The organism is Paraburkholderia fungorum (assembly GCF_046027605.1).
In the GTDB taxonomy this organism is placed as follows: Bacteria; Pseudomonadota; Gammaproteobacteria; order Burkholderiales; family Burkholderiaceae; genus Paraburkholderia; species Paraburkholderia fungorum_F.
Map to the genome: position 1 here is coordinate 24,637 of NZ_JAQQEF010000037.1, position 15,460 is coordinate 40,096.

Sequence of the window (15,460 nt, forward strand, 5' to 3'; positions counted from 1 at the left end):
AGCGCCGGTTCCTTGTTCGTTAAGCAGAGGCGGCCGGCGCCAGAACCTGCGAGGCGACTTCATCCACCGCCTCGCGTGTCAGCTTCACGATCTCATCGACGTCGTTGCGCGACGTGACCAACGGCGGGGCGAAGCCGAGAATATCGCCGTGCGGCATGGCGCGCGCGATCAAGCCGCGCTGCAACGCGGCAGCGGACACGCGCGGACCGACCTTCAGCGCGGCATCGAACGGTTGACGGCCCTCCTTGTCGGCCATGAATTCGAGCGCGGCCAGCATGCCCACGCCGCGCACTTCACCGACCAGCGGATGAGAATCGAACGCTGCGTGCAACTGGTCGAGCAGATACGCGCCGGTTTGCGCCGCGTTCTGCGTCAGGTTCTCGCGCTCGAGAATATCGAGGTTCGCGAGCGCCGCCGCGGCGCAGATCGGGTGGCCGGAGTAAGTCCAGCCATGTCCCATCGCGCCGAATTCCTGCGACGCCTGATCGATCACGTCCCACACGCCTTCGCTGACGATCACGCCGGATAGCGGCGCATACGCGCTGGTCAAACCTTTTGCCACCGTGATCAGATCCGGTGTGATGCCGTAGTGTTGCGCGCCCATCTTCGAACCGAGGCGCCCGAACCCGCACACCACTTCGTCGCAGATCATCAGGATGTCATGCTTCTTCAACACGGCCTGGATCGCCGGCCAGTAACCGGCCGGCGGCGGCAGGATACCGCCCGTGCCCATCACCGGTTCGGCGATGAAAGCAGCGATCGTATCGGCGCCTTCATGCGCAATCAGCTTTTCCAGTTCTTCCACGCAGTACGCGACAAATTGTGCCTCGTTCATGCCGGCAGGCGCATGCCGATACCAGTGCGGACACAGCGTATGTTTGACGCGCTCGATCGGCAAATCGAAATACTGATGAAAGCTCGGCAAACCCGTCAGACTACCGGTGACGATCCCCGAACCGTGATAGCCGCGCTGGCGCGAGATGATCTTCTTCTTGTTCGGCCGGCCTTTCACGTTGTTGTAATACCAGACGAGCTTGATCTGCGTTTCGTTCGCGTCCGAACCGGACATGCCGTAGTACACCTTCTTCATACCCTGCGGCGCCCAGTCGATGATGCGCGACGACAGTTCAATGATCGTATCCGTCGAGTGGCCGACGTAGGTGTGGTAGTACGCGAGCTTTTTCGCCTGCTCATAGATCGCTTCGGCAACCTCGGTGCGGCCATAGCCGATGTTCACGCAATACAGACCCGCGAAAGCGTCGATATACGACTTGCCTTGATGGTCTTCGATGCGGATGCCTTTCGCACCGGTCACGATACGGCCGGGCAGTGCGCCGCTCGCATGGTCGTGGGCGTGCGTCGACGGATGCATGAAGTGCGCGCGGTCGGCGTCGAAGAGTTGGTCGAGCTGGGTCATCGGAAGCTCCTTCGTGTGATCGATGATTGACTGGTTTGGCTCAAGCCGTGGCGGCGCTTGCGGTTGCGGTTGCGCTTACGTTCGCCAGGCGGTGAGCCGGAAGGCTGTCGGTTACCGGCAAGCCGAGTTGGCCGAGGCAGAAATAGCGGGTTTCGACAAACGGCTCGAAACCTTCCGCCCCGCCTTCGCGGCCGAGTCCGGATGATTTGATGCCGCCGAATGGAATCGGCGCACCGGTGAATTTCGCGCCGTTCACGGACACCATCGCGAAGTCGAGACGGCGGATCAGTTGAAAGACCGTGTTGAGGTCGTTCGCGCAGACATACGCGACGAGGCCGTACTCGGTGTCGTTCGCGCGTTCGATGACTTCGTCGAGCGTGTCGAACGGCGAGACCGCCGAGATCGGTGCGAAGTTTTCTTCTTCGTAAATGCGCATGCCCGGCGCGGCATCCGCGACCACGGTCGGCTCGAAGAACCAGCCGCCGCGCTCATGGGCACCACCCCCTGCTGTGATGCGCGCGCCCTTCTCTGTCGCGTCGGCGATGCGCTGCGCCGTGGTGTCGAACGCCGCCTGATGCATGAGTGGACCGACGTCCACGTCCGCTTCGAAGGCGGCGCCGACCTTCAGCGCCTTCACGGCTTCGCTATAGCGGGCAACAAACGCTTCGTACAGCGGCCGGGCGACGAAAATGCGATTCGCCGCGCAGCAGTCCTGTCCCGAAGTCTGAAACTTCGCCGCAATTGCCACCCGTACAGCCTGAGCGAGGTTGGCGTCTTCGGTCACGATGAAAGGCGCGTTGCCGCCCAGTTCCAGTGCCGTCTTTTTGATGCCGGCGTGGGCCGCCGTCTGCATGACCAGCGCACCCACGCGGGTCGACCCCGTGAAGCTCACCGAACGCACGCGCTTATCGCGCACCAACGTTTCCATCACCATTTGCGGTTCGCCGAGCACGACATTGAACACACCGGCGGGAAAACCCGCTTCTTCCGCAAGCTGCGCGAGCGCGAGTGCGGAGAACGGTGTTTCATGCGCGGGTTTGACCACCACGGTGCAGCCGGCAGCGAGCGCGGCGGCCGCCTTGCGCGTAATCATCGCGCAGGGGAAATTCCACGGCGTGATCAGCGCGGCCACGCCGACCGGCTCGACCACCGTGCCCAGATGGGCGCCGTCGATATGCGTGGGAATCGTGCGGCCGTTGAGCCGTCGCACTTCGTGCGCAAACCATTCGACAAAACTCGCACCGTAGGCGATTTCGCCGCGTGCTTCGGCGAGCGGCTTGCCCTGCTCGAGCGACAGAATCGCAGCCAGGTCATGCTGATGACGCAGGATCAGCTCATGCCAGCGCAATAGCAGTGCCGAGCGTTTCGCAACCGGCAGCCAGCGCCAGGTAGAGAACGCGCGCTGCGCCGCGTCGACGGCTGCGGTGATTTGCGCTGCGTCGAGCATGGGCACATGACCAAGCACCGCCTGATTCGCCGGATTCTGCACGGCGACACTCGCGGCGCTCGCGCTGTGTACCCAGCGTCCGTCGACGTAGCACAGCGATTTGAATAGAACCGGATGACCCAGCAACATGACGCTCTCCTGTGTGCGATCGTTGTCTGTCACTGTACGTCCGGCGGCGCTCGGGTTTTTTTGGTTGTGGTGTCGCAAAGCCGGTGTTTTTTCTGGAATTCGCCGCGGCGTATGGCGATTTTCCGGCGGAGTTGCCGTGCACTCGCGCCGTGTGTCTCAAGCGCTGTCGCCGACCGCTTGTTCAGCCCAGTCCGGCAGACCTTCCGTATTGCTCTTCACTACCTTCGTGACGACGTAGGTAAAGTATTTTTCTATCCCCAGTTCGTCGGTCAGCAGCGAATCGATAAACCGCTGATAGTGGTCGATGTCGCGCGACATCACGTGCATCACGTAGTCGACGCCGCCGCCCGTCGCGTGACATTGCACGACCTCGGCCGCGGCGGCAATGCGTTCCTCGAAGCGCCGCATGTCGTGCGCGGTGTGGCGCGCCAACGTAACCTCGACCACCACGCGGCTGCCCTTGAACGCGCGCACCCAGTCGATATCGGCGCGATAACCGCGAATCACACCGCCCTCTTCCAGGCGTTTGACGCGCTCCCACGCGGGCGAGATCGACAGATTGATCTCCTCGGCGAGACGCGACTTGGTGATGCGTCCGTCGTTCGCGAGGATGCGCAAAATCGCCAGATCGTAGCGGTCGAGTTTCATCGTGCTCAGGGCATGACCGGTATGCCGCGCTCGACGACATCGGCCACCACGGCCACCGTATCGCCGATCCGCACGAGGCCCGGAAAATGCCGGGCCGCCAGCAGCCCAGCACGGCGCGCGCGATATTCGAGCGGCGCGACACCGGTGCGCGAGGCGTCATGAATCCGCGCGATCACGTCGCCGCTTTCAACCGTCTCGCCGAGGTCCTTGCACAATTCCAGCAGACCGTCGTGTTCGCTCGTCGTGAAGCAGGTGCCGTCTGGCATGTCGAGCAGCGTGGTGGTGCGCGGCGTGTCATTGCGCGTTTGCCGCGCGGCTTCGTCTTGCCGGAGGATGTCCGCATGCTGCAGGAAACCCCGTACGCCACGCTCCGCCACCGCCACGCTTTGTACCGTCGCCGTACCGCCGCCGCCTAGTTCGGTCGAGACGAACACCTTGCCCGCTTCTTCCACCGCGGTGTCGTACAGGCCGACGCTATCTAGTTCGAGCATGCGCATCGAATACGGAGCGCCGAATGCCTGCATCGCCGCTTCACAGCGGGCCTGCTGACCGGCATCCGGCAGCAGGTGAATCGCGGCGAACGGCACGAAGTCGAGCGTGCGGCCGCCGGCGTGCAGATCGAGCACGTAATCGGCGAGCGGCAGCAGATAGCGCTGAAAATAATCGGCGATCTTCTCGGTGATCGTGCCATCCGGCTTGCCCGGGAAGCTGCGATTCAGATTGCCGCGATCGATCGGCGAGGTGCGGCTGCCCGCGCGGAACGCGGGAAAGTTCATGAACGGCACGATGATCACGCGCCCTTTCACGTCTTTGGCTTTCAGGGTTGCAGCGAGCTTCGACAACGCGATCGGGCCTTCGTATTCGTCGCCATGATTGCCGCCCGTGAGGAGCGCCGTCGGTCCCTCGCCGTTGCGGACCACCGTGACCGGAATCATCTCCGCGCCCCACGCGGACATGTCGTGTGAATGTGGCAGCTTCAGAAAGCCATGTTGTTCGCCGTCGGCGTTGAAATCGACCGTCGGCTGAATGGGTGATGCCCGCATATGTACGACTCCCTCACGAACAGCTTGCACCCAGTCTAATGTTCTAAAAAACGATTTCCATTGTCCTAGTTCATTTCATGCACACAGCGCAAAATTCGCCCGAGGTCAGTTGAAATCGTGCACCTGGGGATACTGCTCGAACACATCGCGCATCGTTTCCAGCGCGGCTTTATAAGTCTCTTCGCCCACCTCCGCGCCGACGCAGACGCGCACCGCATTTGGCCGGTCCGCATCGCGGACCAGAAATGGATCCGGCGAAGTCACGGCGATATCACGGTTGCGCAACTCCCTTACCAAACGGTCTGAGCGCCAATGGTCAGGCACGCGCAACCACGCGGACAGCGCCTGGGGATGCGCGCCGAGCACATAGCTGCCGAGCGTTTGCTGCAATTGCGCCTGACGCCGCCCAAGAAGTTCACGCTGTATTTCCACGAGTCGTGCGGCCGTCCCGTCGACGATCCAGCGCGTCGCCACCTCGGCGATCGGCGGCGTCGCCATCCAGCTGCTCACGCGCAGCACGCTTTCCGCGCGTAGCGCAAGCCGCCGCGGGGTGGCGAGATAGCCGATACGCAAACCGGCCATGACCGACTTTGTCAGGCTCGTGCAATAGAACGACAAATCAGGGATCAAACTCGAAATCGGTGTGCCGGCCTTGGCCGGCAAGGGTCCATAAACATCGTCCTCGATCACGTAAACGCCATAGCGTTCGGCGATTTTCGCAATCGCGCGACGCCGCGAGTCGGGCATCAGCGCAACCGTGGGATTGTTCAGGGTGGGCGTACAGACCAGCGCCGTGATGCGCTCGCTATCGCACATCTCTTCGAAGTGTTCGGGATGTATGCCGTACTCGTCGATCTCGAGACCCTTCAGCGTAAAGCCCAGTACATTCGCCGACCCTATCACGCCATGATCCGTGAGGCTTTCGCATAGCACGGTGTCGCCAGGCCCGACTAGCGAAGCCAGCGCCAGAAAGATGCCGTGTGCCGCGCCATTCGTGACCAGCAGCGTATCCGCCGAAGCCGGCATGCCCAACGACGCAAGCCACGCGATCCCTGCCTGCCGGTGATGCTCGAAGCCCGCGATGGGCCGGAACGCGCGAATCCAGGGCTGGTCGTCGAGCGTCGAGAGGGTCGCGCACACCTTGCGCCACATGGCGTCGTGCTCGGGCGTATGGATGATTCGCGCGATCGAAAAATCGACCACCGAGCGCTCGGCTGTGTCGAGCATATAACTCGACATGGTTTCGGTGACGCGCGCCGCCACGAAGCTGCCGCGGCCCACCTCGCAGCGGATCAGCCCTTGCCGCTCCAGTTCCTTATAGGCGTTGGTCACCGTCTGCACACTGATCGCCAGTTCGGCGGCGACGTCACGCTGCGGCGGCAGGCGCGCGCCCGCCTGCAAGGAGGCGTTTTCGATATCGCTCGTGATCGCCTTGACGAGCCGTTTATATTTCGATTCCACACCGTGCACCACGCGCACGGCTTCCCGCCACTGCTCGATCACCGCTGCCCTCCGCTGTTATCGCGTCACGCATTTACGCTTCGCTTCAATAGTGCGGCCAAACAGTGCATGAAGATTATTGTCCTAGAGCATTAGCAAACAAAAATATTATGGCGAGTGACCAACCTGCGCGTCGACCGACGACTTGCCGCCAGCGGTGTCCGCTGCGCCCGCACCCGCCTTCACGCTGCCGTCGGCCTGCGGCACTTCGATTGGCTTGACGACGACGGGGGCGGTACCGTCTTCTTTCAAACCGAGCTTGTCGGCGGTCTTGGGCGTCACGTCGACTATCCGATTCTTGATGTAGGGGCCGCGATCCCTGATTTCGACCACCTCGCTGGCGCCGTTTTGCAGATTCGTGACCCGGGCCTTGGTGCCGATCGGTAGCGTCTTGCTCGCGGCGATATTGGACTGCGGATCCATCGGCGTCCCGTCGGCCATCTTTTTCGTGTAGAAGTTTCGGCCGTAATAAGAGGCCCTGCCCTTGCGTGCCTTGCCCGAACGGTCAAGAGCAGTATGGTGAGGTGCCGTGGGGCTCGCTTGCGCGGCATCGTGAGTTGCCGCCCTGGGGCTCGCTTGCGCTGCATCGCGAGCTGCCGCCTTGGGATTCGCCGGCGCGGTATCGTGAGTTGCTGTCTTGGCCGGCGCGACATCCTCAGTGGTGCTTGCCGGCTTTGGCGCCGGAATTGCCGTGCCCAAACCGCACGACAGGACCAGAAACAGCAGCGCCCTCAAAACCTGCGCCGGTTGCGCTTTCAGGCGCACGCATTCCACTTCGGGAAGACGGCCGGGTCGCCGATTCTCCGTGGTATGAAGAACATTTTCCATGGCCCCTCCTTTTAGTCTGTCAAAAGCAGCGGGCACCTGATTCAGCGAAACCGACCTCTGAATGACGGGTGTATGCACGATGTCGAGACGCAATCTGCATTCCTGTCCATTGACTGCCGGTGCATGCCCCTGGCCACAAGGTCATGGCGGCGTCAGGTTCGCGCCATCTCCGTTGCGTATCCTCGGAACTGGCGGAATCATCAGGAGGGCAAATGGAATCATTCCCGCTTTTCATCGTCGGTTCGCCCAGGTCTGGAACGACCTTTCTCCGCTCGGTCCTGAACGCCCACCCGCTCATTCAACTGACCAATGAGTGTCGGGTCTTCGCGCTGCTCAAAGATACCGTCGATGCCGGCAGCCATCGCCCTGACTTGCTGAGTCCGGCTTGCCGCGACCGCTTTGGCCGTTTCAGCCGGCGCACGTTAGGCGCGTGGGTCGAACGTTTTTATCGTGAAGAGCTTGAGATAAAGGCGCCCATTTGGGGCGACAAGCATCCGTCCTATGCCGACCCGACCGTGCTATCCGGCCGCACAGGTTCGATCGAGCGCCTGCCGCTTTCCGGATCCTGTTTGCGCTTGATCCACGAGTTGCTGCCGCAAGCACGCTTCATTCACATCCATCGTGATCCTCGCCATGTGGCCAATTCGCTGGTGCATAAGCACTGGATCGGGTCGGTCGAAGAAGGGATCCGCGTGTGGGAGCAGTACGTGGGCGAGATCATCGATTTCTTCGAAGAGATCCCGGCAGACCTGGCGCTGACTGTCTCGTATCGCACGGTGATCGAGGACCCGGACGCGACGGCGGCAAGCATCGGGCGATTCCTCAGTCTGGCGGATGCGTCTCCGATCAGCGACTTTCTGATGTCGCAACGCCGTGCCCCGACACCGTTCAGCGATCCTGTTACCGATATCGCCGATCTTTATGTCGTACCGGGTGAATCGACGGGCGACGACACACTGCTCGATCTGGCGGGCACGGCGGCGGCACAGCTGGGCTACGCGGCTGCTTAAAGTTGCCAACGCCGGTTGCCAACGCCGGTTGCAAAAGCCGGTTGCAAAAGCCGGCTTTCAACGCCGCCACGAGCCATGCGGTAACTCGACGTCCCGCTGCGCCGCCGCCAATCCCGAGGCAATGCCCGCACGATCCATTGGAATGCAGTAGACCGGTTTCGCACGCTCGAAACGCCAACTGTCTTTGAGCGCGCCGGCATCGACCGGATCGAAACCGAACTGATCGAGAAGCCCGCTCACGACGCGTTTGGCCTGCTCATCGTCGCCGGCGAACGGCAGCGCCCGGCGCTTCGGCGTACCGGCGACCTTGCCGTCCGTTTCCAGATCCCTCGCCAGAATCGCGTTGAAGGCCTTGACCACCTTCGCGCCCGGCAACGCGGCGGCCAGTATCTGACTGGTGGTCGTCGTGTGACTCTCCAGCGCTTCGATCCGGCCGTCGCGTTCGGGATAGTGATTGCACGTATCGATCACGGTCTTGCCGTCGAGCGCCGCAACCGGCAGCGCATCAATATTGCTGAACGGCACGGCAATCACCACCACGTCGCCGAAGCTGGCCGCCTGTTCCGCCGTGCCGAGCGCACAACCGATAGCCGCGGCCGTGCTGGTCAAGGTCCGCGGATCGCGAGAGTTGCTGATCATGACTTCGTGACCACTATGCTTCGCGAGCGTCGCCATCGCGCGGCCGATAAAGCCGGCGCCGAGAATGCCTATTTTCATGTTTCACACTCCACGTCTATTTAAGGATCGCTCCGTTGAGCGCACGCCCATCGGTGAGAAACACTATGATTCAAAACTGAGCCCGGATAAATGGGCATAATTCGACGACTGTCGAAACTATGGGTGGGGAATGATGGATCGTTTGACCAGCATGGCCGTGTTCGTGAAAACGGCCGACAGCGGCTCGTTCGCCGCGGCCGCACTCGCGTTCGGCATCTCGTCACAGATGGCCGGCAAGCATGTGAGCACGCTGGAAGAGCGCGTCGGCGCGCGTTTGCTAAACCGCACCACGCGTCGCCAAAGCCTCACCGAGATCGGGCAGATTTTCTACGAGCGCTGCAAGGCGTTGCTGGCGGATACCGAAGCGGCCGAATCGGTCGCGCAGGAGCTGTCGGCCGCGCCGCGCGGGCGCCTGCGCATCACCGCGCCGGTGACTTTCGGCGCCTGCTGTCTCGCGCCGATGGTCGCGCGGTATCTGAAGGCCCATCGCGAAGTGCGGGTCGAGTTGGCGCTGACGGACCGTTTCGTCGATCTGATCGACGAAGGATACGAAGCCGCGATCCGTCTCGGCGCGTTGTCGGATTCCTCGCTGATCGCAAGGCCCTTGATGCCGTACCGGCTGATCGCCTGTGCGTCGCCTGGCTACCTCGCCGAACGCGGCGAGCCGCTGACGCCGCAAGCGTTGACGGAGCACGAGTGTCTAGGCTTCGTCTTTACGAGCCTGCCGGTCGCGACCGAATGGCGTTTCGCCGATGCGCAAGGCGAACACGTGGTGCCGGTCTCAGGCCGCTTCCAGGCCAACGACGTGAAGGCGCTGCTGGCCGCTACGCTCACTGACGGCGGCGTGATGCTTGCGCCCGAAGTGGCGGTGAAGGACGAACTCGCCGCTGGCCGGCTGGTGCGCCTCCTGAACGGCTACGAAGCGCCCGCGCGGCCCATGCATCTGGTGTTTCCGGCGAGCCGCGCCACGCCGAAACTGCGCGCGTTTATCGACCAGGTGGTGGCTGAATTCGGGCCGCACGTCGCATGAAAGGAGCCGCCGCCCATAGCCGGCAGGCGCCCTTCGCGACCCGCCAATCTCCACCCATTCACAGCTAGAATTGCCGGCTTTGTCCGCTTCGGGCGCGCGACAAGGCAAAATACGGGTTTTGCGCGCGCAAAAACGCGCCGCAAGACCGGATGAATCAGACCTCGGCGGCATGCGTGCCGCCGACCCTCGCAAAAACGTATGACGACGGCCCGGCAACCCCATCAGGCCCGCCGGGCTCGTCGTGTGCGGCGCAGCCAGGACAGCTCGTCCTTTAACAGAGCCCCTCAGGAGCATTCATGACCGATTCGAACCCCTCTTTCCTCGGCAGGATTTCCCTTGCCGTCAGTACGTTTTTCAGCATTCTCGGCGATGGCGAATTCGCCGCCGGAGTGCTGCGTCTGCGCAACGGTGGCGCCGCTGCCGCGAGCGCAGCGCCTGCGACCGCACCCGCTCCTGCCGCTGCACCGGCACCCGCGCCACAGCCTGCGCCCGTGCTCAAGGAAGCAAGCCCGGACGCCGCGCTGCAACTGCTCGGCCTGCTGCAACGCGACGCCCGTTTCATCGATTTCGTCGAAGAAGACATCAAGGGCTATAGCGACGCCGACATTGGCGCTGCCGCCCGCCTCGTGCACGACGGCTGCCGCGCGACGCTGCGCGAGCATTTCACGATCCGCCCGGTCCGCGACGAAGCCGAAGGCAGCCGCGTGACGCTTGCCGAAGGTTTCGACGCCGGCTCGGTTCGCCTGACCGGCAACGTGGTCGGCAAGGCGCCGTTTAACGGCAGCATCAGCCACCGCGGCTGGCGTGTCGACGAAGTGCGTCTGCCGAAGCTGACCGACAGCCACAACGCCAAGGTAATCGCGCCGGCCGAGGTGGAGCTATGAGCGACGCACGTTATTCCATCGGTATCGATCTGGGCACCACGCACTGCGCGCTGTCCTACGTGGACACCACGGCCAGCGATGGCGAAAAAACCGCCCAGGGCGTGCTGCCGATCGCGCAACTGACCGGCCCCGGCGCGATCGACAATCTCGATCTGCTGCCCTCGTTCCTCTACCTACCGCATCCGGACGAACTCGCCTCGGGCGACCTGTACCTGCCATGGACCGGCCAGCGTGAATTCGCAGTCGGCGAATTCGCCCGCAGCCGCGGCGCGGCCACGCCGATCCGGCTCGTGTCGAGCGCGAAGAGCTGGCTGTGCCATCCGGGCGTCGACCGTCGCGCGGCGATTCTGCCGAACGACGCGCCGCCTGAAGTCGCGCGCGTCTCGCCGCTCGAAAGCTCGGTGCGCTATCTGACCCACCTGCGCGAAGCGTGGGACCACGCGCATCCGGACGCCCCATTCAGCCAGCAGGACATCACGGTGACAATCCCCGCGTCGTTCGATCCGGCCGCGCGCGAGCTGACTGCCGAAGCCGCTGAAGCCGCCGGTTACGGCCGCATGACGCTGCTCGAAGAACCGCAAGCCGCGCTGTATAGCTGGATTCAGAAGAGCGGCGGCCAATGGCGCAAGCAGGTCAAGGTCGGCGACATCATTCTCGTGGTCGACGTGGGCGGCGGCACGACCGACCTCTCGCTGATCGCGGTGATCGAACGTGACGGCAATCTCGAACTGCATCGCGTCGCGGTCGGCGAACACATTCTGCTGGGCGGCGACAACATGGACCTCGCGCTCGCCCACGTAGTGGCGCGCAAGCTTGCCGCCGCCGGCACGCAAGCCGACGCGTGGCAACTACGCGCCCTCACCTACGCCTGCCGCTCGGCGAAGGAAACGCTGCTGAGCGATCCCACGACCGACACCGTGCCGCTCGTCGTGCCGAGCCGTGGTTCGAAGCTGATCGGCGGTTCGATCCGCACCGAGCTGACGCGCGCGGAGTTGACCCAGACGATCCTCGAAGGCTTCTTCCCGCAGGTGGATAGCGCGGCGCGTCCGGTGAGCCGCGCGCGGGCCGGGCTGACGCAACTTGGCCTGCCGTATGCGCAGGACGCGGGCATCACGCGGCATCTGGCTGCTTTCCTCGGGCGTCAGGTCGGCGCGCTGGCCGAACTCGAAGGCCTGCGCGATATCGCCACGGCAGAAGGCGCAACCTTCCTGCATCCCACCGCCGTGCTTTTCAACGGCGGCGTGTTCAAGTCGCCGTTGCTGGTCGAGCGGATCATCGGCACGCTCAATGGCTGGCTCGACGCCGAAGGCGCGCCGCCGGCGCGCCTGCTCGAAGGTGCCGACCTCGATCTTGCCGTGGCGCGCGGCGCGGCCTATTACGGCTATGTGCGGCGCGGCAAAGGCGTACGCATTCGCGGCGGCACCGCACGCGCGTACTACATCGCGATCGAATCGGCGATGCCCGCCGTGCCCGGTCTCGAGCCGCCGGTGCAGGCGCTATGCGTCGCACCGTTCGGCATGGAGGAAGGCACGGACGCCGAGTTGCCGGCGCAGGAGTTTGGACTGGTCGTCGGCGAGCCGGTGCACTTCCGTTTCTTCGGATCGTCGGTGCGTCGCCAGGATCAGGTCGGCACGCTGCTCGACTACTGGGGCCCCGAAGAACTGCAGGAACTCGAGGAAATCCAGGCGACGCTGCCCTCCGCCGGCCGCACCGCCGGTGAAATCGTCCCGGTGAAGCTGCATGCGCGCGTGACGGAAGCCGGCACGCTCGAACTCGAAGCGATGCCCCGTGGCACCGACGAACGCTGGAAGGTCGAGTTCGACGTGCGCGGCGGCGCCAATGCATGACCGCAATGAAGCGCTATAGCGTCGGCATTGATCTCGGCACCAGTAATACGGTGCTGGCTTATGCCGCGGCGGGCGATCCCGCGGCGGGCGGCCACGCGACGGCCGCGCCGGAGATTCACGTCTTCGAGATCGAGCAGCTGGTGAGTCTCGGCGAAGTCGCCGCGCGGCCGCTGCTGCCTTCGGTGCGCTATCACGCGGCGCCGGGCGAGTTGAGCGCCGGCGATCTGCAGTTGCCCTGGAGCACAGCGAAGGGTTCTGCCGATACCGATAGTGCTGAAAGCCCGCCGGTCGTGATCGGCCGGCTCGCACGCACGCTCGGCGGCCAGGTGCCGGGACGGCTGGTGGCGAGTGCGAAGAGCTGGCTCTCGCATGCCTCAGTGGACCGCACCGCGCCGATCCTGCCGTGGGGCGCCGCCGACGAGGTCCGCAAGGTCTCGCCGGTCGAAGCCAGCGCGAGCTATCTGGCGCACGTGCGAGCGGCCTGGAATCAGCGCTTCCCGGACGCGCCGCTCGAAGCGCAGGACGTCGTGCTGACGGTGCCCGCTTCTTTCGACGAAGGCGCGCGAGCGTTGACGGTGCAAGCGGCGCGTGAAGCCGGCTTGCCCACGTTAAGACTGCTGGAAGAGCCGCAGGCCGCGTTTTACGACTGGCTGTTTCATCATCGCGAGAGCCTGTCGGCTGAACTCGCGGACACCCGGCTCGTGCTGATCTGCGACGTGGGCGGCGGCACCACCGACCTCACGCTGATCGAAGTCGGCATGCGCGACGGCGAGCCGGAGCTCACGCGTATCGGCGTGGGCAACCATCTGATGCTCGGTGGCGACAACATGGATCTCGCACTCGCGCATCGGGTCGAGGCGCGCTTGCCGCAAGCCGGTGGCGAGCGCACGCGCTTGTCGGCGGCGAGTCTGTCGCAACTGGTCGAGCGCTGCCGCGGCGCGAAGGAACAGTTGCTCGGCCCACAAGCGCCGGCGTCCGCTTCGATCACGCTGCTCGGCGCGGGCTCGAAGCTGATCGGCGGCGCACGCACGGCGCAGATCAGCCGCGAGGAAGTCGAACAGATCATCGTCGACGGATTCTTTCCGGCCGTGGCCTCGAACGAACGGCCCGGCAGAGCGCGCGGCGCGATTGTCGAATTCGGTCTGCCCTATGCCACCGATGCGGCGGTCACGCGTCATATCGCGGCATTTCTGAGCCGCTTCGCGGCGCAGTCGCGTAAGGCGCTCGGTTCTGCCGCTGCCGATTCCTCTGCTACCTCTACTACCGGCGAAGCTCAAGACGCGCCTTTGCCGGTGCCTGACACGCTGCTACTGAACGGCGGCGTGTTTCGCGCTCACGCGCTCACGCAGCGCTTGTCCAGCACCTTGGGCACATGGCGCGGCGCAGCGCTCAACGTACTGCACAACGACAATCCCGACGTCGCCGTGGCGCGCGGCGCGGTCGCTTATGCCCTCGCCCGCGCGGGCCAGGCGCCGAAAATCGGCGGCGGCTCGGCGCGCAGTTATTTCCTCGTGCTGGACGAAGCCAGTGACGGCGAGCGCGACGTCGAGCCGGCGCCACGCGGCCTCTGCCTGCTGCCGCGTGGCACTGAAGAAGGCCACGAGATCAGGATCGAAGACCGCACCTTCGCGCTGCGTCTCGGCCATCCTGTGCGCTTTCACCTGGCCTCTTCAAGCGCGGATACGGTCTATCGACCCGGCGAGCTGGCCAACCTCGCGCAAGGCGACTTCGTTCGGCTGCCGCCTATCGCGACCATCGTGCAAGCGCGTGGCGCGAGCACCGCGCGCGGCGAAACCAGGGTACAGATCGCCACGTCGCTCACGGAAGTCGGCACGCTCGAAGTCCACTGCATCGAGCTCGACAATCCGGCGCAGCGCTGGCTGCTCGAATTCCAGCTGCGTCGCGAGGCTGCCCAGGTCGATTTGTCGACGGATCCGCTACAGGCCCGGCACCCCGCGCTCGACGAAGCGCTCGAACAGATCGACCGCAGTTTCGGCTCGCGTGCGCAAAAGGTCGACCCCAAGGAAGTCAAACGCCTGCGCGCGCAACTCGAACAGCTACTGGGGTCGCGCGAGAGCTGGAATAGCGCGCTGCTGCGTGAACTGTTCGGCGCGCTGTGGGAACGCGCCCGCCGCCGGCGGCGCTCGGCGGATCACGAACGGTTGTGGCTGAATCTCGCCGGGTATTGCGTCCGTCCGGGTTTCGGCTACCCGCTCGACGAATGGCGGGTCGAGCAACTGTGGTCGCTCTTCGACGACGGCATACAGTACGTCAACGACGCTCAGGTCTGGTCGGAATGGTGGACGCTGTGGCGCCGCGCGGCGGGTGGCCTTGATGAGACCGCGCAACTGCGCGTGCTCGACGCGATGGCCTATCTGCAAACGGCCGCGCAATCGCGCCACAAACTGCCGTTCGACGTGTCGAAAACCGGCTTCACGGACATGGTCCGGTTGAGCGCATCGCTCGAACGCATTCCGGTCGAACGCAAGATCGAACTAGGCGAATCGGTGCTGACCCGCTTGAAGAAACCGGCTGAGAATCATCAGAGCTGGTGGGCGGTCGGGCGCATCGGTGCGCGGCGGCCGTTCTACGGCAGCGCGCATGGCGTCGTGCCGCCCGACGTCGCGGCGCATTGGCTGAACACCATCCTCGCGCTCGACTGGAAGAAGATCGACCCCGCGGCATTCGCCGCCGTGCAGATCGCTCGCATGACCGGCGACCGCTCGCGCGACCTGCCCGATGATTTGCGCCATACCGTGGTGCGCCGGCTCGAGGCGGCCAATGCGCCGCGCGCGTGGATCACGATGGTCGGCGAGATCGTGGAACTCGATAACGCCGACGAAGGCCGCGTGTTCGGCGAATCGCTGCCCGCGGGGCTGAAGCTGATCACGGCAGCGCAATAACGTGTGTCGCAATGGTGTACAGCCTCTGCTTCACACCATACGAACACACGCCGCACA

At 64.3% G+C, this 15,460-nt stretch carries 12 protein-coding genes; 5 read left to right on the forward strand and 7 right to left on the reverse strand.

Annotated features, from left to right (window positions below; genetic code table 11):
* Positions 1-19 precede the first annotated feature (19 nt).
* From PQR53_RS35400 to PQR53_RS35425, 6 genes are all read right to left on the reverse strand, one after another.
* Complete coding sequence (locus PQR53_RS35400) at positions 20-1,417, reverse strand: aspartate aminotransferase family protein (RefSeq protein ID WP_408464712.1); 1,398 nt, start codon at positions 1,415-1,417, stop codon at positions 20-22.
* 40 nt (positions 1,418-1,457) lie between these two features.
* A complete protein-coding gene (locus PQR53_RS35405; RefSeq protein ID WP_408464714.1) occupies positions 1,458-2,993 on the reverse strand; it encodes an NAD-dependent succinate-semialdehyde dehydrogenase in 1,536 nt (511 codons plus the stop codon).
* Between the two features lie 156 nt (positions 2,994-3,149).
* Positions 3,150-3,641: an Lrp/AsnC family transcriptional regulator gene (locus tag PQR53_RS35410; RefSeq protein WP_408464716.1), complete on the reverse strand. Its 492-nt coding sequence runs from the start codon at positions 3,639-3,641 to the stop codon at positions 3,150-3,152.
* 5 nt (positions 3,642-3,646) lie between these two features.
* Entirely contained in the window at positions 3,647-4,684 is a 1,038-nt protein-coding gene (gene doeB, locus PQR53_RS35415; RefSeq protein ID WP_408464718.1) for a N(2)-acetyl-L-2,4-diaminobutanoate deacetylase DoeB, read from the reverse strand.
* Positions 4,685-4,789: 105 nt separating this feature from the next.
* Positions 4,790-6,187, reverse strand: coding sequence for a MocR-like ectoine utilization transcription factor EhuR (gene ehuR / locus PQR53_RS35420; RefSeq protein ID WP_408464720.1), 1,398 nt, complete (start codon positions 6,185-6,187; stop codon positions 4,790-4,792).
* A gap of 105 nt (positions 6,188-6,292) precedes the next feature.
* Positions 6,293-7,105 carry a septal ring lytic transglycosylase RlpA family protein gene (locus tag PQR53_RS35425; protein WP_408464722.1) on the reverse strand — a complete coding sequence of 271 codons (813 nt, stop codon included), beginning with the start codon at positions 7,103-7,105 and terminating at the stop codon, positions 6,293-6,295.
* 50 nt (positions 7,106-7,155) lie between these two features.
* Here PQR53_RS35425 and PQR53_RS35430 point away from each other — a divergent pair, with 50 nt between their 5' ends.
* A complete protein-coding gene (locus tag PQR53_RS35430; RefSeq protein WP_408464724.1) occupies positions 7,156-8,022 on the forward strand; it encodes a sulfotransferase family protein in 867 nt (288 codons plus the stop codon).
* A 57-nt stretch (positions 8,023-8,079) separates the two neighbouring features.
* On the opposite strand, the gene PQR53_RS35435 is transcribed toward PQR53_RS35430, so the two are convergent.
* Positions 8,080-8,739, reverse strand: a complete 660-nt coding sequence (locus PQR53_RS35435; protein WP_408464726.1) for an NADPH-dependent F420 reductase — start codon at positions 8,737-8,739, stop codon at positions 8,080-8,082.
* A gap of 133 nt (positions 8,740-8,872) precedes the next feature.
* On the opposite strand from PQR53_RS35435, the gene PQR53_RS35440 reads away from it, so the two are divergent.
* The 4 genes from PQR53_RS35440 (at position 8,873) to PQR53_RS35455 (ending at position 15,403) form a co-directional block, all read left to right on the forward strand.
* The gene (locus PQR53_RS35440) at positions 8,873-9,769 is read left to right on the forward strand and encodes a LysR family transcriptional regulator (protein WP_408464780.1); all 897 of its coding nucleotides are present in this window, start codon (positions 8,873-8,875) and stop codon (positions 9,767-9,769) included.
* A 296-nt stretch (positions 9,770-10,065) separates the two neighbouring features.
* The gene (locus tag PQR53_RS35445; RefSeq protein ID WP_408464728.1) at positions 10,066-10,653 is read left to right on the forward strand and encodes a DUF2760 domain-containing protein; all 588 of its coding nucleotides are present in this window, start codon (positions 10,066-10,068) and stop codon (positions 10,651-10,653) included.
* On the forward strand, positions 10,650-12,500 hold the full coding sequence (locus PQR53_RS35450) for an Hsp70 family protein (RefSeq protein WP_408464730.1): 1,851 nt from the start codon (positions 10,650-10,652) through the stop codon (positions 12,498-12,500). The genes PQR53_RS35445 and PQR53_RS35450 overlap by 4 nt, the downstream gene beginning before the upstream one ends.
* Complete coding sequence (locus tag PQR53_RS35455) at positions 12,497-15,403, forward strand: Hsp70 family protein (RefSeq protein WP_408464732.1); 2,907 nt, start codon at positions 12,497-12,499, stop codon at positions 15,401-15,403. The genes PQR53_RS35450 and PQR53_RS35455 overlap by 4 nt, the downstream gene beginning before the upstream one ends.
* The last annotated feature ends 57 nt before the right edge of the window (positions 15,404-15,460 follow it).

Excerpts from the sequence above, each read along its gene's own strand:
- PQR53_RS35410 (WP_408464716.1), bottom strand. The coding sequence starts at position 3,641 with ATGAAACTCGACCGCTACGATCTGGCGATTTTGCGCATCCTCGCGAAC.
- PQR53_RS35450 (WP_408464730.1), top strand. The coding sequence starts at position 10,650 with ATGAGCGACGCACGTTATTCCATCGGTATCGATCTGGGCACCACGCAC.
- PQR53_RS35440 (WP_408464780.1), top strand. The coding sequence starts at position 8,873 with ATGGATCGTTTGACCAGCATGGCCGTGTTCGTGAAAACGGCCGACAGC.
- doeB (WP_408464718.1), bottom strand. The coding sequence starts at position 4,684 with ATGCGGGCATCACCCATTCAGCCGACGGTCGATTTCAACGCCGACGGC.
- PQR53_RS35445 (WP_408464728.1), top strand. The coding sequence starts at position 10,066 with ATGACCGATTCGAACCCCTCTTTCCTCGGCAGGATTTCCCTTGCCGTC.
- PQR53_RS35435 (WP_408464726.1), bottom strand. The coding sequence starts at position 8,739 with ATGAAAATAGGCATTCTCGGCGCCGGCTTTATCGGCCGCGCGATGGCG.
- PQR53_RS35455 (WP_408464732.1), top strand. The coding sequence starts at position 12,497 with ATGACCGCAATGAAGCGCTATAGCGTCGGCATTGATCTCGGCACCAGT.
- PQR53_RS35405 (WP_408464714.1), bottom strand. The coding sequence starts at position 2,993 with ATGTTGCTGGGTCATCCGGTTCTATTCAAATCGCTGTGCTACGTCGAC.
- PQR53_RS35400 (WP_408464712.1), bottom strand. The coding sequence starts at position 1,417 with ATGACCCAGCTCGACCAACTCTTCGACGCCGACCGCGCGCACTTCATG.
- PQR53_RS35430 (WP_408464724.1), top strand. The coding sequence starts at position 7,156 with ATGGCGGCGTCAGGTTCGCGCCATCTCCGTTGCGTATCCTCGGAACTG.